Below are 22,017 nucleotides of genomic sequence, written 5' to 3' on the forward strand. Positions count from 1 at the left end.
CGGCCGCGGGCAGCCCCCGCGGCCGCCGACCCGCCGCCCATCGTGAAAGACCCGGTGATCAGCGGTGATTCTCAGCGTCCACTTCGGCAACCAACGGCACTGCGGCGAAAGCCTGGAAGTGCGGTAGCGCCCCGAGCCGTCAGATCAGTGGCGGGAGCTCGTCCGGGGTGCCGTCGATCGCCGGGCCGCAGCCGGCCGGGAGGTTGGCCCTGACCATGGCGACGGCCTCCTCGGCGGACGCCGCAAGGCCGATCGTGGAGTTCCCCGGTTCGTACAGCCGCCGGATTACGAATCCGGCGCCCCAGTTCGGGAAGACCGACGGAAGGTCGTGCGACCAGGGGAACTTGCTGCACCGGCTGAACTGCAGCGAGCCGTGGCTCACCAGCGGAAACAAGGAGCGGATGACCTCGTCGGCATGAGCCGCCTCCACCAGGTCCTTGTCCACGAGGTCCGGGCTCAGCTCCCGTACGGCATTCCAGGCCGCCACCACCGTGCCCGGCCGGGCTTCCGGTGCTTCTGTCATTCGGTTCCAACCAATCGACGCGGTCCTGTGCGGTTCGGGTCCGAGGATGTCCAGCGCGGTCAGGAGTCCAGGTCCGCGAGGAAGGCGAGGGCGGTGGACCAGGTGCGGTCGGCGGCCTCGGCGTCGTAGTCGGGGAGTTCGGGGTCGGTGTAGATGTGGCCGGCGCCGCGGTAGCGGTGGACCTCGACGTCGGCGCCGGCCTTGGTCATCCGCAGGTACCAGGCGTTCAGCCAGTCCTCCGGCTCGAAGGGGTCGGGTTCGGCGACGTGCAGCTGGACGGGGATCGAGGTGGCGGCGTCGTCGCGGATGTCCGAGGTGCCGTGGAGGAGGAGCAGGCCGCGGGCGTTGGTGTCGGCGAGGGCGAGGTTCTGGGCGACGGCCGCGCCGAGGGAGAAGCCGGCGTAGACCAGGCCGGGGCCCTGGCCGAGCAGCGGGGCGGCGGCGTGGACGCCGCGGCGCAGCAGTTCGTCGGTGGTGACCTCGTCCTTGTAGGCCATGCCGTCCTCGACGGTGTCGAAGACCCGGCCGTCGTACAGGTCGGGGGTGTGCACCTCGTGGCCGGCGGCGCGGAGCCGCTCGGCGGCGGCGTGGACGGCCGGGCGGAGTCCGTAGGCGGAGTGGAAGAGGACGATCTGGGCCACGGGGTGCTCCTTCGCTGAAGGGACGGTGCAAACTCCCATGATCCCCCACTCCGCCGACACCGCGGGCCCGGCCCGCCGGGGTGCGGCGGGCCGGGCGCGGGGGGATGCCGGGAGCAGGATTCAGGAGGTCTCGACCCAGACCCCGTCGAAGCCCTGCTTGGCGTGGAGGCTGACGAAGTTCCAGCCGGCGGGCGGGTTGGTCACGGTGAGGGTCTCGCTGTTGCCGGTGCGGGCCGACTTCGCGGTGTACCCGGTGTTGGTGGCCCAGTTGGCGGAGCTGTAGTAGAGGTCGGCGTCGCCGGTGCCGCCGCCGCTGGTGACGGTGAGGCGGGCGGTGCCGGCGGGGACCCAGAGGTAGAAGTAGCGGTGGTCACCCGTGGGCGAGGCGAGGTTGCTGCGGCGGCAGCCGGGCTCCAGGCGGCGGGTGTCGGGGTCGGTGCACTCGGGGCGGCCGCAGCCGGTGGGGGTGCAGGTGCCGAGCCAGCGGTCGAAGTCGGCGTCGTAGCGGGTGCCGACGGTGGTCTTGAGGTGGGTGCGGGCGCCGGCCCAGTCACCGGTGCGGTAGCGGGCGAGGACGGTGTCGACGTCGGCCCGGTGCGTCTCGATCATGTAGCGGACGGCGAGGTAGCCCCAGTTGTAGATGCGGGTGGAGTCGGCGTTGTCGTAGGTGGTGTCGAAGAGGGTGCTGAGGCGGTAGGTGTGCTTGCCGGCCTGGGTGAGGGCGTCGGTGTAGGTGGCGCCGCGGTAGGAGTAGGAGACGTACTCGGCGAAGCCCTCCACCCACCAGATGGTGGGGGTGGTGGTGCCGGCCGCGAAGTCGCCGTACATGTCGAACCGGCCGTCGAGGTAGTGGGTGTACTCGTGGTTGAGGTTCCAGATCTGGAAGTCGGGGCGCAGCCACTCGGCCTCGTGGGCGATGAACCGGGGCTGGTTGCCGGCGGCGGAGGGGTCGCCCTCGAGGTACATGCCGCCGTTGTCGGTGCTGATGCCGTAGATGGCGCCGGCGTAGGTGCGGTAGTCGGCGCTGGAGTCGAAGACGACGACCTCGATGGTGGTGTTGCGGTCGCCGGCGACGGGGCCGTTGTCGCGGACGATGCCGTGCAGGTAGGCGTCCTGGCCGGTGAGGCTGGTGCAGCTGGCGGCGAGCTGGTCGGCGGTCATCTGCTGGGCGAGGATGCGGATGCTCGGGCTGCAGGTGTGGCTGGTCTTCAGGACGGCGGCCTTGAGGCGGTTCGCCAGGTCGCAGGTGCCGTAGTAGGCGCACTGGGCGGAGTCGTACTCGGCGGCCATCTCGGCGAGGCCGACCCAGAGCCCGGCGGTGGGGCCGGTCATGGCGGTGCGGCCGAGCAGGTCCTTGACCAGCGGGCGGACGGCGCCCTGGAGTTCGGTGTGCTGGAGGAAGCGGGCGAGTTCCCGGCCTGCGTTGGAGACCAGGTAGGCGCGGTCGCCGCCGAGCATGCCGAGGTGGGCTCCGGCGAAGGCGGCGAGGGTGTCGAGGACGCCGTGGTCGGCGGCGACGGCGGCGACGAACTCGGGTGACTGGTGGCCGCGCCAGAGCACCGTGTAGGTGTTGTTGACGGCGTTGAGCATCCACCAGGAGGCGTCGTAGCGGCTGTCGTAGTCGGTCAGCAGGCGCCGGACGACGGCGAGGTAGCGGGCGTTCTCGCCGGAGCTGTCGATCAGGGTGACGGCCTCGGCGAGGGTCTGGCCGTTGGCGTCGGTGACGTCGCGGGAGTGCGGGGCGGCGAAGAAGGCGTCGAGGGCGCCGCGGATCGAGCTCTGCAGGGCTGCGCCGTACGGGCCCACGTCGCCGGAGTGGTACCACTGCACGTAGTAGCCGGCCCGCAGGTAGAGCACCAGCTGGGCGGCGGAGGTGCTGTTGTCGCCGGGGTAGCCGGCGGAGACGCCTCGCAGGGCGTCGGCGACGGAGACCATCTGGGCCTCGCGGAAGGCGCCGCGGGCGTCCGTGCCGGTGAGCGTGAAGAGGGTGTTGATGCAGCCGGTGTCGGCTGCCTTCACGGCCTGGACGAGGGCGCTGCCGGTGCGGCCGGTGAAGTCGCCGACGTTGCAGGCGGCGGCCGCGGTGCGGGGTGCGGCTGCGGTGCGCTGCTCGGCGGTGCGGGGCTTGTCGCGCCGGGTGGCGGCGGCGTCGTAGGCGGGCTGGGGTGCCCGTTCGGCCGGGTCGGCGACGGTGGCCTCGGCAGGGGCGAGGGCCGTTCCGGGCCGCGGGGTGGTCTCCGGGCGCGGGGCCGGGCCGGACCTGACGGGGCCGGACCGGGCGGTGGTGCCGGTCTGCTGCGGGGTGCCGGGGGCGGCCTCGCTCTCGGTGGAGAGCAGCAGGCCGAGTGTCAGACAGCAGGCGACGGCGAGCGCGAGCCATCGCAGGGCGCGCAGGGGTGAGGGTGTCCGGGAGGTGTGCACGTGGGGGCCTCCGGGCCGGGTCTGCGGCCGCGTGGGGGCGGCCGGTGGGGGTGTGTGCGGGCAGGGCGGAGCGGTCCGCACGAGCTCCGCCATCCGCGAAGGTGTGACATGTACAATTGCACGCGTCACATGGCATGGGAAGTCCTCACGCAGGCTCAAGTTCTCTTCGCGGACGCCCAGTTGGGCTTGAGCTGCAGCGGAGCGGCGTGGACATGAAGAGTCGAGGAACAGTCGTCCCAAAGTATGGACATCTGATTACCAGCCAGTAGCCTCTGACGGTGTGACAGAGACCACCGACTCCATGTCCCCCGCCGTCGCCCGGCCGCGCCGCCGCCGGGTGCTGAAGGCCGCCGCACTCACCGCCGGTGCGGCCGTCCTGCCGATCGCCACGGGCGCCGGCGCGGCCACCGCCGCCACCGCCCCCCAGTTCCTGCACGGTGTCGCCTCCGGCGACCCGCTGCCCGACGGCGTCGTGCTGTGGACCAGAGTGACCCCCACCCCCGAGGCCGTCCCCGGCTCCAACGCCGGCCCGGCCACCGAGGTGCTGTGGCAGGTCGCCACCGACAAGGCGTTCTCCTCGGTGCGCGCCAGCGGCACGGTGACCACCGCCGCCGCCACCGACCACACCGTCAAGGTGGACGTCCGCGGCCTGGACGCCGACACCGTCTACTGGTACCGCTTCACCGCCGGCGGGGTGTCCTCCCCCGCGGGCCGCACCCGCACCGCCCCGGCCGCCAACGCCGCCCTCGACCGGCTGCGGCTCGGCGTCGCCTCCTGCGCCAACTGGGAGGCCGGCTACTTCTCCGCCTACCGCCACCTCGCCGCCCGCGGCGACCTCGACGTCTTCCTCTTCCTCGGCGACTACATCTACGAGTACAAGAGCGGCGAGTTCTGCGCGGCCGGCAAGGTCGTCCGCGCGCACGAGCCCGCCCACGAGATCACCACCCTCGCCGACTACCGCACCCGGCACGGCAAGTACAAGACCGACCAGGACCTCCAGGCGCTGCACGCGCTCATCCCCACCGTCGCCATCTGGGACGACCACGAGTTCGCCAACGACGCCTGGTCCGGCGGCGCCGAGAACCACACCCCCGGCACCGAAGGCGACTGGACCGCGCGGATGGCCGCCGCCAAGCAGGCCTACTTCGAGTGGATGCCCGTCCGCCCGTCGATCGCCGGCACCACCTACCGCCGCCTGCGCTACGGCAAGCTCGCCGACCTGCACCTGCTCGACCTGCGCTCGTTCCGCTCCCAGCAGGTCAAGGTCGGCAACGGCGACGTCGACTCCGCAGACCGCACCCTCACCGGCCGCGCCCAGCTCGACTGGCTCAAGTCCGGCCTCTCCGCCTCCGACACCGCGTGGCGGCTGATCGGCAACGAGGTGATGATCTCCCCCGTCGCCTTCCTCTCGCTGCCCGACTACCTGCTGCGGCCGATCGCCAAGCTGCTCGGGCTGCCCGGCGAGGGCCTCGCGGTCAACACCGACCAGTGGGACGGCTACACCCACGACCGCCGCGAACTCCTCGGCCACCTCAAGAACAACGGCATCGGCAACACCGTCTTCCTCACCGGCGACATCCACTCCGCCTGGGCCGCCGACGTCCCGTACGAGGCCGCCACCTACCCGGCCTCCGGCAGCGTCGCCACCGAGTTCGTCGTCACCTCGGTCAGCTCCGACAACATCGACGACTTCCTCAAGGTCGCCCCGCAGACCCTCTCCCTGGTCGCGGCCGGCGCCATCCAGGCCGCCAACCGCCACATCAAGTGGGTCGACCTCGACTCGCACGGCTACGGCGTCCTCGACATCACCCCGCAGGCCGTGCAGATGGACTACTACGTCCTCTCCGACCGCACCCGCCGCGACGCCACCACCAAGTGGACCCGCTCCTACCGCACCCGCACCGGCACCCAGCAGGTCGAACGGGTCTGGTCCCCCGTCAAGTGACCGCCCGGCGCCCGCCCGCGGCAGGAGAGGCCGCGGGCGGGCGCCCGGCAGAAGGACGACGGTGGGCGGATCGATCGAACGGCGGCCGCCGGGCCTGGTGCCGTAGGGGGGGTTGCCGCCGGGCGGTGGCCTGGTGCGTGGCCGGGTGGCTGCGGTCCGAGCGCACGGAGAACCACCCGTGGAACGTCTGGACCCCGATCGGGTACGGCGCCGTCAAGAGCGTGCTGCTCGGGCTGCTGGCCGGCTGGTACGCCGTCGCCGCCGTACGGCTCGCGCGGCAGGGGCGGCGGTGGCGTGGCCTTCACGGGCGCGCTGACCGGCGGCCTGCTGCCGGGCATGCTCCGGGACTTCCCGGGCGATCCGCAGCCCCGCACGCTCTACTACTTCGACGAGCCGCGGGCCGGAGGCCGAGTGGTACTGGCGCCCGCTGCTCGCCGAGTGGGGCACGTACACGGTGCTGCCGGCCCTGCTCTGCGCGCTGGTGGTGCTGTTCGCCGCCCGGTCACCGCGTTGGGCGGCGGGCGGCACCGCCGCCCTCGCGCTGACCGGGGCGGCCCTGCTGTTCCTGCCGTCCGTCGCCGCCCACGGCCTGCCGGAGACGCAGGGCAACGGCGAGCACGTCAACGAGTCGGCCGCCGCCTCCCTTCGGTCAGGAGACCACGTCCTTGCAGGCGAAGCCGCGGAAGGCGAGGGCTAGGAGGACGATCGCGTAGGAGAGGGAGAGGGAGACGCCCTGGATCATGCCGCCCCATTCGAGCCGGGGTTGGAGGGCGTCGGCCCAGGCGTACTGCCAGTGGGCGGGCAGCCACTCGCGGAGGTCGCCGAGGGCGGTGACGGCGTCCAGGACGCCGGTGATGATGGAGAGGAAGACGGCGCCGCCGACCGCGCCGAGCGGGGCGTCGGTGGCCGTGGATAGCCAGAACGCCAGGGCGGCGATGACGAGTTCGGCGAGGATCACGTAGCAGACGGCGAGGCCGAGCCGGGGCAGGGCGGTGGCGGCGGGCAGGCTGGTGCCGGTGGGCAGCTTGAGGTCTCCCCAGCCGTACGCGGCGGTGCCGACGGCCAGGCCGACCAGCGGCAGCAGCACGATCGCGGCGGCGGAGAAGGCCAGCCCGACGGTGAACTTGCGGGCCAGCAGCCGGGCCCGGGGCACCGGCGCGGCCAGCAGGTAGCGCAGCGAGGACCAGCCCGCCTCCGAGGCCACGGTGTCGCCGCAGAACAGGGCGACCGGGATGACCAGCAGGAAGCCGGTGCCCATGAAGAGCAGGGTGGCGGCGAAGTTGGGCCCGGAGGAGGTGGCGAGCTCGATGAAGGTGGTGCGGTCCGGCCGGTCGGGGGTGCCGCCGATCTGGAAGGCGGCGAGGATGACGAACGGCAGCGCGGCGAGCAGCCCGCCGATCACCAGGGTGCGGCGGCGGCGCAGTTGGCGCACCGCCTCGACGCGCAGCGGCAGGGTGCGGCGGGGCGAGTAGCCGACGGCGGGGCCGGTCGAGGTGCTGCTCATGCCGGGCCTCCGATCAGGGACAGGAAGGCGTCCTCCAGGCGGCGGTGCGGGCCGACGCCGGTCACCGGCACCTCCAGGCGGACGAGTTCGACGACGAGCCGGGCGGCGCTGCCCTCGTCGTCGAGGCGGACGAGGATGCCGCCGTCGGCCGGTTCCGCCGAGGCGACGCCGTCGAGCGCGGCGAGCTTCCCGGCGGCCGCGGCGAGCTCCTCGGAGCCGTACCCGGGCTCGGTGGAGACGAGCAGCTGCTCGCCCGCGCCGACGATCTCGCCGACCGCGCCGGCGGTGACGAGGCGGCCGCGGTCCATGACGACGAGGTGGGTGCAGCTCTGCTCGACCTCGGAGAGCAGGTGGCTGGAGACGATGACGGTGCGCCCGCCGGCCGCGTACCGGATCATCACCTTGCGCATCTCGCGGATCTGCGGCGGGTCGAGGCCGTTGGTGGGCTCGTCGAGGATCAGCAGGTCGGGCAGGCCGAGCATGGCCTGGGCGATGGCGAGGCGCTGCCGCATGCCCTGGGAGTAGGTCCGGACGGCACGGTCCAGGGCCTCGCCGAGGTCGGCGATGGCGAGCGCCTCCTCCAGGTGGGCGTCCTCGGCGGGCCGGCCGGTGGCCTGCCAGTACAGCTCCAGGTTGGCGCGGCCGCTGAGGTGCGGCAGGAAGCCGGCGCCCTCGACGAAGGCGCCGACCCGGGAGAGCACGGGCGCGCCGGCCCGCACCGCGTGCCCGAAGATCCGGATCTCGCCCTCGTCGGGCCGGATCAGGCCCATCAGCATGCGCAGGGTGGTGGTCTTGCCGGCGCCGTTCGGGCCGAGCAGGCCGAGCACCTGGCCCTGTTCGACGCGGAAGGACAGCTCGCGGACGGCGTACCGGTCGGCGGCGCCCTTGTACCGCTTGCTCAGGCCGGTGATCTGCAGCGGCACGCCGGCCAGCGCCGGGTCGGCGGGCAGCTGCGGTCGGCGCCGGCGGCGCAGCAGGAGCAGGGCGGCCGCGGCGGCGACGGCGAGCAGCGGCAGCACCCAGACCCGGGCGGGCAGCGGGGCGGCCTCGGTGTGCAGGCCGGAGACGGTGGGGGCGGCGAGCGGCCCGTCGACGGCGACCGTGTAGGTGGCGGGCTGCGCCGGGGAGGCGTACGCCAGGTCGGTGGAGGCGAGGACGAGCCGCAGCCGGTGCCCGGCCGGGAAGGAGTGGTCGACGGCGGGCAGGGCGATCTGCACGGTGCGGCCGCCCGGCGCGTCGGCGCCGGTGACCCGCAGCGGGGCGACGAGCTGCTGCGGCAGGGTCTGCTTGCCGTCCGGGCCCAGGTCGTAGAGCTTGGCGAACAGCACCGCGTCGGGCCGGTCGGCGTGCACGGTCGCGGAGACCCGGGCCTGGCCGGTGAGGTCGAGCGGGGCGGTCAGCGGGGCGGAGTCGAAGGCCGCGTACTGGCCGGGGAAGTCGAGGGAGAGGCCGCCGCCGAGGGCGGCGGCCTGGGAGAGGGCACCGATCCCGGGGACGGTGGAGATGTTCGGCGGGGCGCCGCCGGGCGGGTTGGCGATCGTCTGCTCGCGGCCGGCGAGTTCGATGCTGCGGGTGGCGGTGCCGCCGAGGCCGGGGTACGCGTCGGCGTCGGCGCCGCGCAGCACGGCCTGGAAGCCGGTGGAGTCGACGCCGCCGGTGCGGGTGACCCGGAAGGCGGGCCCGGTGTCGGCGGCCCTGCCGGCGAGGTGGCGGTCGAACCAGGCGGTGACCCGGGCGTCGGTGCGCTCGCTGCCCTCGGTGCCGCCGTCGTGCCCGCCGGCGAACCAGTCGACGGCGACGGGGGCGCCGTTGGCGGCGACGGCCTTCGCGATCCGGTCGCCCTGGTCGAGCGGGAAGAGCGAGTCCTGCTGGCCCTGGACGACCAGGGTGGGCACCTTGATCCGGTCGGCGACCGAGGACGGACTGGACTTCTCCAGCACCGCGACGGCCTCCGCGTCCGGGCGGCCCGCCGCGGCGACCCGGTTGTACATGGCGCAGAGCTCGTCGAGGAAGCGGCCGCAGCCGACCGTGCCCTGCCGGCCGTCCTGCTGTCCGCCCCGGGGCCCGCCGGTGGGGGCGCCGGCCGAGCCGGTGGTGAAGAACAGCCCGGCCCAGAGCTTCTTGAAGACGCCGTCCGCGGCGGTCGAGCCCTGGGCGGCTTGCGGGAAGAGCGCGTCGGCGAGGTTCCACCAGGTGATCCCGGTGGCGACCGCGTCGATCCGCGGGTCGTACGCGGCTCCGAGCAGGGCCGCCCCGCCGCCGTAGGAGGCGCCGGTGATGCCGACCCGCGGGTCGTCGGCCCTGTCGAGCTGCACCTCGGGCCGCTTCGCGAGCCAGTCGACGAGGTGGACGACGTCCTGGATCTCGCGGTCCGGCGCGTCCAGGCCGATCCGGCCGCCGGACTGGCCGAAGCCGCGGGCGGACCAGGTCAGGACGGCGTAGCCGGAGCGGGCGAGCTGCCGGGCCCGGTCGCGTTCGCCCTCCTTGGAGCCGCCGAAGCCGTGCGCCAGCAGGATCGCCGGGCGCGGGGAGGTGCCGGTGGTGAAGAACGAGGTGTCGATCCGGACGGTCGCGCCGCCGCCCGGGGTCTCGGGCATGGTGAGGAAGCGGTCCTCCTGGCGCACCTCGGGCCCGGAACCGCCAGCGGCGGTGCCGATCGCCCCCACGACGACCAGCACCGCCGCAACCACCCATGCCACCAGCGCGCGCCGTCCCAGCCGGCGGCGGCGCCGGGCCCACCCGAACCCCATGGTCACCGACCCTAACCCCGGTCGGGGTAGGGAGCCCGTAAAGGGCGCGATCACGTCAGCCGCGCCGGTCGTTCGGATGCGGCCCGACGGGGTCAGGCGGTCCTGACCGCCATGAGCAGACCGGTCGACCAGGCGAGGCGGACCGTCCGGAAGTCCTGACGGTCCATCAGGTAGCGGATGATCCTCCGGACGGCCGCGGTGTGCTCGGCGGGCCAGTCCGGCAGCGGCAGCAGGTCGTCGATCAGGTAGGTGCCGCCGGGGGCGACCAGCTCCAGGGCCCGCTCAAGGTGGGTGAACTTGCCCGGCCAGGTGTCGGCGAAGACCAGGTCGAACGGCTCGCCGCGGTAGGCCTCCAGCCAGGCCCCGCCGTCGGCGGCGACGAACTCGCAGCGCCCGTCCCCGGCCAGCTCGGCCCGGGCGAGGGCCTGGACGGCGCCGTCCAGTTCCACACTGACCAGGCGGGCGCCGGCGTCCATGCCGCTGAGCAGCCAGGCCGAGCCCTCGCCGGCGCCGGTGCCGAGCTCCAGGATGCGCCCGCCGGGGCGGGCGGCGGCGAGGGCGGCGAGCAGTGCACCCGTCCTTTCCTCGCAGGACAGGGTGAAGCCGTGGGCGGCCGCCGCGGCCCGCAACGCGGCGACGGCGGGCGGCAGTTGGGTGAGTGTGTCGTCCATCGGGCCAGTCTGCCGCCGGTGCCCGGACGGGTGCAGGCGGATTTCCGCGGAATGCCAGGTGGCCTGGGCCCGTGCGGGCGCATCCGGGGCCGGCCCTGCCTGCGGAGGCAACCGCTCCCGGACTGCGCGGTTCTCCCCCGGCCTTCGGCCGGGAGGTGCCCCCACGCGCCCCTGGGTGCCCCCGAAGGTCAGCGGTAGTGCTCGGTGTGGGCCATCGGGTGGGCGGGGGGCTTGGCGAGGAACCGTCCGGTGCGGCGGGCCGCGTCCGCGAAGGCCTCGTGGACCAGGGAGTCCGTCAGCAGGGCGGACCAGTGCTCGACCGCGCCCGGTGCGGGGTCGAGCTCCCCGATCCACCCGAGCAGGCGGGCGGGTGCGGCCGGCGGCCGGGGGTCTCCGGTGACCGTGCTGTCGTACCGGTAGGAGGAGCACAGGCGCAGCACCGCGACGAACGCCTCGATCGAGGACGCGCAGAGTTCGAGGCCCGCCGGACGGCCGGGGTCGTGGCCGCCGGGCCCGGGCGGGTCCTGCCCGAGGACGTACAGCCTGCCGGTGGTGCCGTCGAGCACGAGGTGGCGGAACATCCAGCGGCCGAGCAGCAGGGGGCGGCCCGACAACTCGCCGATGGGGGCGCCGTGCCTGGTGACCGTGCGCAGCGGCACCGCGAGCGGGGCCGGCCCGTGGTCGGCGAGCTGCCGCGAGTGCAGGGTGAACGTGCCGTCCACCAGCGGGAAGCCGACCTCGAGGAGGAAGCGGCGGGACGGCTCGTGGCGGAGCTCGGCGGGCAGGGCTTCCGGTTCGGGCCGCCACAGGGAGGCGGGGCCGAAGTGCCGTTCGAGCCAAGCGGGGGTGGGCCTGCGGGCCTCGGCGGGCACACCGGCGGGCGCGACGGTGCAGTGCGGGCGCAGCAGGGGCCGGTCCGGCCAGAAGTCCGCCGTCCCGCTGCCCGGGGTGCCGCCCCCGGAGAGCTCGACGGCGAAGACGCCCCACTCCCCGTAGCCGACGACCTGCCTGTCCGTCCGGACGGCCTCCCAGACCTTCTGGTGGAGGCGCGGGGCCGGCGGGTCGTCCGGCACGTCCCGGTGGGTGCTGCGTACGCCGGGCTCTGTCGTGGCGTCCAACGCCCGCAGTCCTTCGGGGAGTTCGGGTGGCTGCGGCTCCTCGCCGAGCCGTACGGCACGGGGTGGAAGCACCGGGCGGCCGGTCCGGGCCAGGAATTCCGGCTGCTCGATCAGCGCGGGCAGCTCGCGCACGTCGAATCCCCCGGCGGGACGGGTGGTCACGGTGTCTCCGTGGGTGGTTCGGGTCGGTCGCGTCTCTGTTCTCCGGTGCGGGCGGGCCGTCACCCCGTCATCTCTCGTCACCCCACAGCCCGCTGTCGAGCTCGTGCTGCTCGTGCAGGAGGGGGTACCAGGCGCCCTCGGCCGCTTCGGCGTCCAGGGCCGCCAGCCAGCGGTCCGACTGCGCCGCGACGTACCGGTGGTTGACCCGGCGGACGGTGCGGCCCGGTTCGCAGAGCAGGCGCAGCATGGCGAAGAACACCGGCAGCGAGTCGGCGGCGTGCGCGGTGTCCCCGTCGAAGTCCTCCAGCAGCACCTCGCCGCCGGAGCCGTCCAGCAGGAGGTCGCCGCCGAGCCACCGGCCGATCCGGTACAGGTGCCGGGAGCCGCCGTCCTCGGCCTCCTCCACGTCCCACTCCTCGAGGCCCTCCTCGGGGAGGTGGCCGGTCCACAGCGTGCCCCGGCCGGCCGCCAGCGGCACGCCGGTCCGGCTCAGGAAGTCCCGTGCGCCGGCGTCCACCAGGCCGTCCGGAAGGTCGTCGGCGTCCGGCCGCCAGAATCCGGAGAACGGTGCGGCCAGCCAGTCGGCGGTCGGCGCGGCGGCCTCGGGCGGCAGCTCGCGCAGCGCCTCGAAGGCGAGCGGCTCGACGAACGGATCGGTCGCCCAGCCGGGCGCGAGCTCGTCGACCGGGGCGAGCAGTTCGACGCGGAACACGCCGTCGGCCCCGGCCAGGACGAGGTCGCCGCCGGTGCGGACGCCCCCGGTCACCTCGAACGGGAATCGCGGCGCGGCCGGGCGCCCGGCCGCGCGCAGCCGGCCCCCGGACCAGCTCAGCCGCTCCCCGCCGTCCGCGGCGGCCACCGGCGGGGCGTCGGGCGCCCCGGCGGTCCGCCGGTACGGGCCGCCGAGCAGTTCGCCGTCGGCGTGGTCGAAGACGTACTCGGTGCGGGCCCGCACGATGCCGGAGTCGACGTCCTCGTCCGGCACGTCGAGGTCCCGGGTCACCACGACCGCGCGGCCGTCCAGCACCGCCGGGCGGACGGCCTCCACCGGCCCGGGGACGGGCCGGGTCTCCGCGGACCGGCCGGCCGGCAGCCAGCGGCCCCACACGGTGCGCCACGGGAGCGCCGTCCCGGCCGCCTCCGCGGCCCCGGCCAGCCCGGCGGCCGGGGCGGACGCGCCCCGGCACACCAGGCGGTGGTGCAGCGCGGCCAGCCACTCGCCCTGGTCGGCGGGGCCCGGCCGCACCCCGAGCCGGTCGAGGTGGTGCACGTCCGCCGCGAGCGAGTTGTGCTGGACGCCGTCCGGCCAGGCGAGCGGCAGCGCGTCCACCAGCTCCGCCCGCGGGGTCGCGGCGAGGAAGTCTGGCCGGCCGATCAGCTCCGGAAGGTCCCGCGGGTCGAAGCTGCGGGCGGCCCGCGGGTCGTCCGCGCGGCCGGCCGGTCCGCGGGCGGCGGCAGCTCCACCACGGCGGTCGACGACGGCCGGGTCACCCGCAGCGCGGCGTCCGCCTCCACCGCGGCCCAGGCAACCGGCCCGCCGCGGTCGACGAGGTGCCGGACCACGTGGTCCAGTACGGCCTGGGGCGCCGCCGATCCCCGGTACTCGCCGGCCAGATGGGCGTCCAGCAGCACCAGGCCGGCCGCGGGGGCCGCCCGGCGGACCAGCTCGCGGAAGGTGCCGCGCGGCCGGGCGTCCGCAGGGTCGGTGCCGAGGGCCCGCAGCACGGACTCGGCCACCGCGTCGACGCTCCGGCCCGCGCAGTCGACGAACACCACGCCGGGCAGCCCGGACAGCGCCTCCCGAAGCACGGTGCTCCGGCCCGCGCCCCGGTCGCCGCGCAGCAGCAGGACCTGCTGCCGCGGCCCGCCGGCCGCCCATTCGCGCACGGTGCGCGCGGTGCGCACGGCGGCGTCCGTCGTCGCCACTGTGGTCCTCCTCGTGTCCGGCGTGTCTGCAGCGTTCAGTGAACGGCGTTCAGCGGACGAGCAGGGCGGCGTCGGGCACGGGCCGGGCAGTACCTCCGGGATTCACAGCAGGCCGTCCCACATCTGCTCGACGACGACGGCCCACCAGTTCTCCGGGTCCTGGAACACGGTGGGGTCGAGGGCGGCGAGCTGCTGCTGGAAGGCGTCGGTGGCCTCGGCGGCGGCGTGCGGGTCGAGGCCGACCCGGGCGGAGCGGTGGGCGGCGAGGAGCGCGAGGCAGCGCACGTACGCCGAGAGGTCGCGGTTGAGGTAGCGGCCCGTCCCGTTGTCGGGGTCGACCGCCCAGACGCGGCCGGCGCCCTCGCCGGTGCCGGTGCCGCCGTCGCCGCACTGCACGGCGACCAGGGCGTGGCCGTCGGTGCCGAGCAGCACGTACTCGGTGAGCAGGGTGTGGGCGGCGTCGGGGACGCGGCTGCCGCGGCCGGTCGCGGCCAGGTGGGCGGCGACGTCCGGCAGGCCGGGCAGTACCTCGAAGAAGCCGTCGACCCGGGCGGGCAGGCCGGCCCAGACCAGGGTGGCGCCGGCGGCGTCCGGGAGGGCGGTGGCGGCGGTGTCGTCGGCGTCGAAGCGGTGCACGCCGCCGGCACCGAACTGCTCGGCGAGGCGGCGGCCGAGGGCGGCGTCCCGCTCCGGCGCGGCGGCCTCGACGGCGCGGGGGAACGGTGCCCGGTTGGGCCGCGGCGGCGCCGGGCGGCCGGCCTCGCGGAACAGCTTCTCGGTGGCGTCGGCCAGCGCGCGGACACCCGCGGCGCGGCGGTCGAAGCGCGGGCCGTAGTCGTGACCGTACGAGAAGGTGGCGACCGGCAGTTCGGCGAGCAGCGTGGCGGCGCAGTACCCGCCGGGGAGCTCGCAGGGACGCAGGTCGGTGTGGACGGCGAGCACGTCCTCGGGCCGCACGCCCTGCTGCTGCAGGGTCCGCCAGGCGTGCACCTCGGGGTGCCGGGTGCCCGGTGCGGACATCCGGAAGAGGCTCTGCTCCTCGCCGCCGGTGTCGCGGTAGGTGAGCACGGCGGTGGCGCCCGGCCCGGTGGCGAGCGGCCGGTCGGGGTCGTAGGTGCCCGCGCCGAGCTTGTCGCGGTAGAGCCGGACGACCTCCTCGACCGGCACCGACGGCCAGGTGGTGAGTTCGCCGGTCTCCCGGTCGACCACGGCGCAGGCCGAGCCGATCTCGGCCGGGGCCCGCCGCTCGCCCTCGGGGGCGCCGGCCTCCGCTGCCTCCGCGGGCTCGGCCCACAGCACCCAGCCCAGGTCGAACTCGTGGACGCCGACGGTGCGCCACTGCTCCTCGGGCAGGTCGTCGTTGAGCCACCGATGGGCGGCCTCCATCGCCTGCTCACGGGTCGTCACGCGCTCGTTCTCCTTCGGAGCCGGAGGGAAAGGGTCCACGGTAGTCGTCCGCGGACGGGGTCAGAGGGCGGCGGGCAGGGCCAGGCGCAGTGCCGCGACACCGGTGGCGTCGGCGAGCAGCAGCACGCCGTCCGGGGTGATGTCCACGCCGCCGAGCGGTCCGGCGGAGAGGAACGCCGCGATCGGCCCGCCCTCCCCGCGCGGCCAGATCCGCACGTAGTCGCCGCCGACGGCGAGCCGGACGGGGCAGGCCTCGCGCTGCTCGTCCGTGGGGCGGTCAAGCTGCTGCGGGTCCACGGGCACCGGCTCGCCGGTCGCGGCGTCGAGGGTGTGCAGGGCGGGGTCGCCGCCGGCGACGTAGGCGGCCAGCACGGCGGTGCCGTCGGGTGCGGTCGCCGCGGTGACGGCGGTGACGCCGGGCAGCGGCCGCGTCCACAGGGTGCGCCAGGGCAGGGCGAGGCCGAAGTCGGGGGCGGGCAGGCCGTCCTGGCGGCAGGCGTGCTCCAGCAGCCCGGCCCGCAGACCGGGGCCGGCGCCGTGGCGGGTGAACAGCGGGGCCAGCCGGAGCCAGGTGCGGGCGAGCGGCGGCAGCTCGGTACCGGCGACCGCCAGGTGCTCGACGGCGGCCCGCAGCCGGACCTGTTCGGCGTGCAGCAGGAAGCCGGGATCGGCCAGCAGTTCGGGCAGCATCCCGCCCTCCAGGGCGTGCCCGGCCAGCTGCTCGCGGACGTACGCCGGGGCCGCCGCCCAGCGGTCGGCGCCGCCGTCCGCGTCGCCCGCGCCGGCGGCCAGCGCGGCGGCGATGCGGCGCTGGGCCTCGCGGACGGTGGTGCCGAACCGCTCGCGCAGCTCGTCGGCGACCGCGGGGTGCACGATCCGCACGGCCGGGTCGGTGTCCTCCCCGACGAGTTCGAAGAACGGGAGCAGCAGGAGCCGGCCGGCGGCGAGCGCCGGGCCGAGGTCCTTGCCGGCCACGGCGGAGGCGAGCCGCCCCCACAGGGCGAGCGGCAGCGGCGCACCGGGGCCGGCCAGGGCGAGCGGGGCCAGCAGCCGGCGCAGCGTCAACTCGTCCGTGCCGCAGCGTTCGGCGTGCAGGTCGAGGGCGTCGCCGACGGTGTGCGGCAGCGGCGTCCCGCCGCCGGCGTCCCGGGTGGCCCGCTCCGACCAGGCGGCGAGCCGCACCACCAGCGGGCCGGCCGCCGTCCGGGCCAGCCGTGCCGCGGCGGCGGGGTCGTCGAGGGTGTGCTCGGCCTGGAGCAGCAGGCTCTCCGGGTCGGCCCACGGCTCCTCGTCCAGGTCGACGACCCGGAGCGTCCCGGCGGGTGCCCGTTCGGCCAGCCACCGGGCCTCGGCCCGCGGCACGTCGGCCAGCAGCCGCAGGCCGGGGGCGGCGGCGAGCGGCAGCAGCACCTCGGCCGCGATCCGCGCGGGCGCGTCGGACGCCGGCAGGACCCCGGCCCGGTCGACGTCGGCGACGACGACGGCGACGGCGACGGGCTGCTCGCGCGGCTCGGCCAGCAGGCGGGGGATCTCGTCGGCGCGCCCGGCCCCCGGGGCGAACTCGTCGGCGACCAGCCAGAGCAGCTGGTCGGCGGTCAGCCCGGTCGCATCGAACACCGGCGGCGCGGGCAGGTCGCCCGGCGGCACGGTGGCCGGGTCCAGCACGCCGGTGTCGATCCGCTTGCGGTACTCCGGGTCGCAGAGCATGAGGAAGCCGGTCAGCAGCCGCGAGCGGCCGCTGCCGCTGCTGCCGGTGACGAGCACCGTACGGGGTGCGCCGGCCGCACCGGTCCGCCAGGCCGCCAGGGCCCGCAGTGCGGCTGCCCGGCCGCCGATGTGCGGGTGGGGCTGGTAGGTGGTCGGGTCGGTCACGTCGGTCTGCTCCGGGTCTGGAGAGGGGTGGTCGGGTCGGTGTCGGTGGAGGTCGGGCCGGGGCGGCCGCGGGCTACCAGTTGTCGGGTTCCATGACGTACTCCCAGGACTCCGACCCGGCGGCGTCGGGGTCGGCGCCGTCGAGCCACACCCGGAGCTCGTCGAGGACCTCGTAGCGGTCGGGGCCGCCGGTGCGGTAGGCGTCCGCGTACCGGGCCTGGAGGGCGGCCATGGTGAGGAAGGACTCCAGGGTCGTCCCGGCGAGCGGCTCGGCCGGGTGGGCGTGGTCCGGGGAGTCGGCGGCGATCATCCGCAGGACGCGGCCGGTGGCGCCGTCCAGCAGCAGTGGGGCGCCCATCCACTCGCCGAGGGCCAGGAACGGACCGCTGTCCTTGGGCTGTTCGTTGTCCGGGACGGACTCCCACGGCCGCACCGCGAGGCTCCGGGAGGTGACGCGGTCGAGCCACAGACCGATCTGGCCCTCGACGAAGGGCACGCCGGTGCCGGTGAGCAGTTCCCGGGTGGGCGCGTGGGTGACCGCGTCGGGCACCTCGTCCGGCTGCAGGCGGTGGACGTTCCCGGGGCCGTAGGTTCGCTCCAGCAGGCCGCGCAGGTCGGCGACGGCCGCCGGGTCGTACGGGCGCGGCAGGACGCGCCCGGGCGGGCCGACCGCCGGGGACGGGCAGCCGCGGGGCCCCTCGGGCAGCAGCTCGGTGTCGACCCGGACCGCGTAGGCCCCCCGCCGGTCGGCGAGGACGACGAGGTCGCCGACGGCCCCGGCGCGCTCCGCGTCGGGGTGGTGCAGGACACCCGCCGGCCGGCCCTCGGCGTCGAGGAGTTCCGACCACTTCCACTCCGGCCGCAGCCCCCCGGTCTCCTCGGGGACGAGGGCGGGGGCCTCCGTGCCCGGGGCCAGCGGCCCGGCGAGGAGCTCGCCGGCGGCGGCGTCGCGGACGAGGCGGAACCCGGCGTCGTCGGTGGTGACGACCGCCTGGCCGCCGTACGAGGCGGCGGTGACCGCCTTCAGGCCGGACCGGTGGCGCACCGCGGGGGCGGTGAAGTCGCCGGCCGGCCGCCAGTGGGACCACACGGTGCGGAACGGCAGCGGCTCGGGGCACGCCCCGGCGAGCTCCTCCGCGCGCTCGGACTCCCCGCGGGCGAAGGCGTCCTGGGCCAGCCGGGCGACCCATTCGCCGTGCGGCGTGCCCGGCCGGACCAGCTCCAACAGGTAGTGCAGGGCGGCCGCACGGCTGTCGCGGACGAAGCCGTCCGGGTAGCAGGCCCGGAAGGCCTCCGTCAGGGGCTCGCGCGGCACCCGGGCCAGGGCCCGGGCGTCGGCGAGCAGGTCGTCGAACCGGCCGGCGGCCGCCGCGTGCCCCGGCAGGGAGCGCGCGGCCCAGTCGGCGAGCGTAGCGCCGCCCAGCAGTTCGTCGGTCAGCGCCGTGTCGATCCGGTCGGTGCCGGCCCCGCGCAGGGCGGCCGCGAGGGCGCCGTCGGCGAAGCCGACCGTGTCGTCCTCCTCCCGCACCAGGCAAGGGAGTTCGGCCGCCCAGGTACGGAGCTCGTCCGCGGCGGCGGGCACACCGGCCGCGCGGCAGAGCACCGCCCAGCCGTCGACCGGGATGCGCCGCAGCTGCGCCCCCGCGAGCGCCCGCAGCGCCGCGAGCACGTCCGTCGGCACGGCGGACTCCAGTCCGCGCAGCGCGTCCGCGGTGCCGCCGCCCTGCAGCACGACCGTCTCGGCCCGGTACCTGGGCGACCTGGCGTCCGGCAGTTCGGGCACCTCGTCCTGCTCGACGACCAGCCGCAGCTTGCTCTTGGCGGTGGCGAGCGCCAGCGAGCGCACGATCTCCTGCAGCAGCCGCGGCTCGCCGCCGGAGACGAGCGTCCCCGCGAGGTGGGTGTTGGCGAGCAGGATCGTCCGCGGCCGCTTCTCCTTGCCCAGGAGCCGGACGAGTTCGCCGAGGTCGCCCGGGACGGGCCCGCGCTGCAGGCCCGTCCGGTCGAGCAGGTCGCGGACGACCTGCTCCCCGCTGCGGCCGGCCGCGTCGAGGTGCAGGGCGTCCGGGAACTCCTCGGCCAGGGCCGCGAGGACGCCGCTCTTCCCGCTGCCGGCCGCCCCGCACACGTACACCCGGCCGGGCTTGTCGTCCCGCAGCCGGGCAGAGATCTCCCGGACCGCCCGGTCCGCGGTCGTCCGGTCGGGATCCGCCACTGGGTCGCTCCTTCGTCCGTGCTCGGTCACTCGCTGGTGTCCATGGCATTCTGCTGGACGAGCGACCAGGTCTCGCCGACCTTGGCCACGTAGTTGCCGAAGTCGCGGTTCATCAGCTGCCGCGGGGTGGCCTTGCCGGACTCGCCGGTGGGCCCGACCACCTCGCCCTTGCGGTAACCGGTGGCGTAGTGGATCGGCACGCCCGCGTGGTCGTCGGCGAGGTAGCCCGAGCAGTCGGCGTGGCCCTGCCCGCGGCCGCAGGGCTCGCGCTCGGTGTAGAGGCTCAGCACCTCGTACTTCTGCCCCTCCGGCCGCGACGCGTTCAACCGGTCCATCCAGCCGCCGAGGTGGGTCTCGGAGTGGAGCGGTGTGACGCCCTTCCGGTCGCCGCCGCTGGCCGGGACGGAGCTGTCCACGACGTAGCTGATCTCCTTGGTCACGGGGTCGTAGACCTCCATGACCGCGTAGTTGCGTCCGCTGAAGTCGGGACGGTGCGTCCCCTGGGCCTCCAGGACGGCGGTGATGCTCTTGGCGGCGAACGCCTCCTTGATCGCCTCCTTGGAGTCCTCGTAGTCGTCGGACTGCTTCAGCGCGACCTCGGAGGTGGTCTTCTCGTGGTCGACGACACCGCGGGAGCGCGGATCGGTGCTGCCCTTGGGCAGGTCCTCGCCGTCCTGGTCGACGCCGGTCTTGCCCTCGGCGTCGGACGGGGCGTACGGGAAGTCCCGCGGCTCCGGGCTCATGCCGACGCCGTGCTGCTCGTGGAACGAGTGGCTCATGCGGCCGAGCGCGGCCACCACGGCGCCCTGCTCGCCGGGGTGCATGTCGCCGAAGCCGGGCAGCGCCTCGACCAGGTCCGACCGGCGGAAGGTGTACGCGTCGTCGCCCTCGGTGAGGTGCAGGACGTACGCCAGGCTCTGGTCGTCGTCCGCCGCCCACTCGTGCAGCTTGTCGTGGACGTGGTCCATGTCGACCTGGCGCACGTCGTTGGTGTCCCGCAGCTGCTGCTGGCAGCCGTCGCCCTGGACGCCGTAGATGTCGTCGTCGCGGTCCTCGCGGTCGGCGAGGCGCTCGTGGTCGGTGCGGGCCTGCTCGTGGATCGGGTGGTCGGGGTCGTCCTTGTGCTTCTCCGCCAGCGACTGCTTGTCCTCGGCGTCCTTCCCGTGCTCGTGCTTGTCCTGCTTCTTCTTGCCGGCCGGGTCCTCGGGCCGCCGGTCGGCGTCCCCGTCGGGCCGGTCTCCGGTGCCGTCGCCGTGCCGGTCGGACGGGATCGGCTTGCGGTCCGCGTCGAGCGGGATGGCGAACACCCCGTGGTCGCCGTTGTGCAGCGGCTTGTCGCTGCGGGCGCCGGTCTGGTTGTCGAGGTAGACGATCTTGCCGTTGTGGTTGACGACGTTCCAGGCGTGGGCCCGGCCGTTGGCGTCCTGCGTGACGATGACGGCCTGGGAGCCGTGCCCGGACTGCCGGAGGGTGTCCTCCAGGCGGTGGAACGCCTGGTCGCCGTTGCCCAGGTCCCGGAAGGGCGCACCGAGTTGACGCTCGGCACGGTCGCGGCCGCCGCGCTCGCCGTCCGGGCTGCCGTCGTCGGTGCGCGCCGCCGCAGCCGTGGGGTTGCCGCTGTACGTGTCGGCGCTGGAGAGCGCCACGTCCAGGCAGTTGTTGTCGCGGCCGGGCTCGCGGTGCCCGTCGCCGTTCACCGCGCCCGGCCAGTCCCCGTACGGGTCGGGGTGGCGCTGCGGGGTGCCGTCCGGGTTCCGCGGGATGCGCCGCTCCAGCTCCTGCTGGTGGTGCTCCTCGACCCGGGCCAGGCCGCCGGGGGTGTCGTACGGGCGGCTGTCGGAGAGCGGGCGCTCGTGCGCGGGGGTGTCGGCGTCCGGGCGGGTGTCCTCGTCCGGACGGGTGTCGGCGTCGGCGTCGCGGTGGGCGTCGCCGTCCCGGGACGGGTCGTGCTCGGGCTTGGCGTGGTCGTCGGACGCCGGGCGGTCGTCGGGCTTGGCGTGGTCGTCGGGCTTGGCGTGGTCTTCGGGCTTGGCGTGGTCTTCGGGCTTGGCGGCCTCGTCGGGGCGACCGTGGCCGTCGGGGCGGGCGTCGGCGTCCGGGCGCGGTGCGGCGGAGGTCGGACGGTCGGTGGACGGACGCGGGTCGGTGGTGCGCGGGTCCGTGGACGGCCGCGGGTCCGCACTGCGCGGGTCCCCCGTCCGGGGGTCCGGGCGGGAGGGCCGGTCGGCGTCCGGACGCGGCGCGGCGGCGGACCGGTCCGTGCCGGGACGGTCGGTACCGGGCTGCCGGCCGAGACCGGTCGGGCGGTCCCCGTGGTCCGGACGGCCCGTGGACTGGCCGGGGACGGTGGTCGGCCGCCCGGTCGAGGGGCCGTCACCGGCGGTACCGGGCACGGGGCCGCCCTGCCGCGGCGGGGTACCGGCGGTAGGCGCCCCGGAGGCGGGAACGCCGGAGCCCGGCACGGGTCCGGTCGCGACCGGACCCGTGGTGGGCGTGCCGGAGTTCTGGCCGGCCGGGCCCGGCTGGGCCGCGGTGTCCGGGCCCGCGGTCGGGGTGTGGGTCGGCGGTGCGTCGGCCACCGCGGTGGACGCCGTCTCCACCGTGGCGCGGTGCGGGCCGTCGGAGGATGGGGTCGGACGCGAGTGGTCCGGGCCCGCGGACGGCACCGTCGCGGACGGGACGTGCGGCACACCACCGGTCGGCACGCCGCGTCCGTCACCACCGCCGTGCGTGCCGGGCGTCGGGTCAGGGGTAGGTGCGGCCGCCGGCGTGCGGTGGTCCCCCGCCGGGGTGTGCGCGGGCCCGGAGCGGTCCTGCTGCGCGGGGATGTCCGCAGCCGGGCGGGACGCGGGGCCTTCGGAC

The 22,017-nt window shown here is 75.6% G+C and carries 15 protein-coding genes; 2 read left to right on the forward strand and 13 right to left on the reverse strand.

All coding sequences use genetic code 11. The annotated features are described in order from the left end of the window. Positions 1 to 139: 139 nt before the first annotated feature. Genes ACQ614_RS09955 through ACQ614_RS09965 form a run of 3 tightly spaced genes read right to left on the reverse strand, consistent with a single transcriptional unit; the run spans position 140 to position 3,585 of the window. Positions 140 to 523, reverse strand: a complete 384-nt coding sequence (locus ACQ614_RS09955) for a DUF6193 family natural product biosynthesis protein (RefSeq protein ID WP_431678080.1) — start codon at positions 521 to 523, stop codon at positions 140 to 142. A gap of 59 nt (positions 524 to 582) precedes the next feature. Next, positions 583 to 1,224: a dienelactone hydrolase family protein gene (locus ACQ614_RS09960; protein ID WP_431678081.1), complete on the reverse strand. Its 642-nt coding sequence runs from the start codon at positions 1,222 to 1,224 to the stop codon at positions 583 to 585. A 60-nt stretch (positions 1,225 to 1,284) separates the two neighbouring features. Further along, the gene (locus ACQ614_RS09965) at positions 1,285 to 3,585 is read right to left on the reverse strand and encodes a collagenase (protein WP_431678082.1); all 2,301 of its coding nucleotides are present in this window, start codon (positions 3,583 to 3,585) and stop codon (positions 1,285 to 1,287) included. 301 nt (positions 3,586 to 3,886) lie between these two features. Between ACQ614_RS09965 and ACQ614_RS09970 the strand changes: the two genes are divergently transcribed. Further along, complete coding sequence (locus tag ACQ614_RS09970) at positions 3,887 to 5,530, forward strand: alkaline phosphatase D family protein (RefSeq protein ID WP_431683879.1); 1,644 nt, start codon at positions 3,887 to 3,889, stop codon at positions 5,528 to 5,530. Between the two features lie 454 nt (positions 5,531 to 5,984). Continuing rightward, positions 5,985 to 6,227 carry a hypothetical protein gene (locus ACQ614_RS09975; RefSeq protein ID WP_431678084.1) on the forward strand — a complete coding sequence of 81 codons (243 nt, stop codon included), beginning with the start codon at positions 5,985 to 5,987 and terminating at the stop codon, positions 6,225 to 6,227. Here the strand turns inward: ACQ614_RS09975 and ACQ614_RS09980 are convergent. The 10 genes from ACQ614_RS09980 to ACQ614_RS10025 form a co-directional block, all read right to left on the reverse strand. Then, positions 6,180 to 7,034, reverse strand: a complete 855-nt coding sequence (locus ACQ614_RS09980; RefSeq protein ID WP_431678086.1) for an ABC transporter permease — start codon at positions 7,032 to 7,034, stop codon at positions 6,180 to 6,182. The genes ACQ614_RS09975 and ACQ614_RS09980 overlap by 48 nt on opposite strands. Then, complete coding sequence (locus tag ACQ614_RS09985; RefSeq protein ID WP_431678088.1) at positions 7,031 to 9,784, reverse strand: alpha/beta fold hydrolase; 2,754 nt, start codon at positions 9,782 to 9,784, stop codon at positions 7,031 to 7,033. Before ACQ614_RS09985 ends, ACQ614_RS09980 begins: the two co-directional genes overlap by 4 nt. A 92-nt stretch (positions 9,785 to 9,876) precedes the next feature. Next, a complete protein-coding gene (locus ACQ614_RS09990) occupies positions 9,877 to 10,455 on the reverse strand; it encodes an O-methyltransferase (protein WP_431678089.1) in 579 nt (192 codons plus the stop codon). Positions 10,456 to 10,643: 188 nt separating this feature from the next. Then, complete coding sequence (locus ACQ614_RS09995) at positions 10,644 to 11,735, reverse strand: SUKH-4 family immunity protein (protein ID WP_431678091.1); 1,092 nt, start codon at positions 11,733 to 11,735, stop codon at positions 10,644 to 10,646. A 67-nt stretch (positions 11,736 to 11,802) separates the two neighbouring features. Next, positions 11,803 to 13,065, reverse strand: a complete 1,263-nt coding sequence (locus ACQ614_RS10000; RefSeq protein ID WP_431678092.1) for a hypothetical protein — start codon at positions 13,063 to 13,065, stop codon at positions 11,803 to 11,805. A gap of 44 nt (positions 13,066 to 13,109) precedes the next feature. Beyond that, on the reverse strand, positions 13,110 to 13,661 hold the full coding sequence (locus tag ACQ614_RS10005) for an AAA family ATPase (protein WP_431678093.1): 552 nt from the start codon (positions 13,659 to 13,661) through the stop codon (positions 13,110 to 13,112). Between the two features lie 102 nt (positions 13,662 to 13,763). Further along, positions 13,764 to 15,068, reverse strand: a complete 1,305-nt coding sequence (locus ACQ614_RS10010; RefSeq protein ID WP_431678095.1) for an SUKH-4 family immunity protein — start codon at positions 15,066 to 15,068, stop codon at positions 13,764 to 13,766. Between the two features lie 60 nt (positions 15,069 to 15,128). Continuing rightward, on the reverse strand, positions 15,129 to 16,940 hold the full coding sequence (locus ACQ614_RS10015) for an ATP-binding protein (RefSeq protein ID WP_431678096.1): 1,812 nt from the start codon (positions 16,938 to 16,940) through the stop codon (positions 15,129 to 15,131). A 73-nt stretch (positions 16,941 to 17,013) separates the two neighbouring features. Beyond that, complete coding sequence (locus ACQ614_RS10020) at positions 17,014 to 19,155, reverse strand: SUKH-4 family immunity protein (RefSeq protein WP_431678097.1); 2,142 nt, start codon at positions 19,153 to 19,155, stop codon at positions 17,014 to 17,016. 26 nt (positions 19,156 to 19,181) lie between these two features. Then, on the reverse strand, positions 19,182 to 21,860 hold the full coding sequence (locus tag ACQ614_RS10025; RefSeq protein ID WP_431678098.1) for a toxin glutamine deamidase domain-containing protein: 2,679 nt from the start codon (positions 21,858 to 21,860) through the stop codon (positions 19,182 to 19,184). Positions 21,861 to 22,017: the final 157 nt, after the last annotated feature.

The organism is Kitasatospora dryopteridis (assembly GCF_050749075.1).
In the GTDB taxonomy this organism is placed as follows: domain Bacteria; phylum Actinomycetota; class Actinomycetes; order Streptomycetales; family Streptomycetaceae; genus Kitasatospora.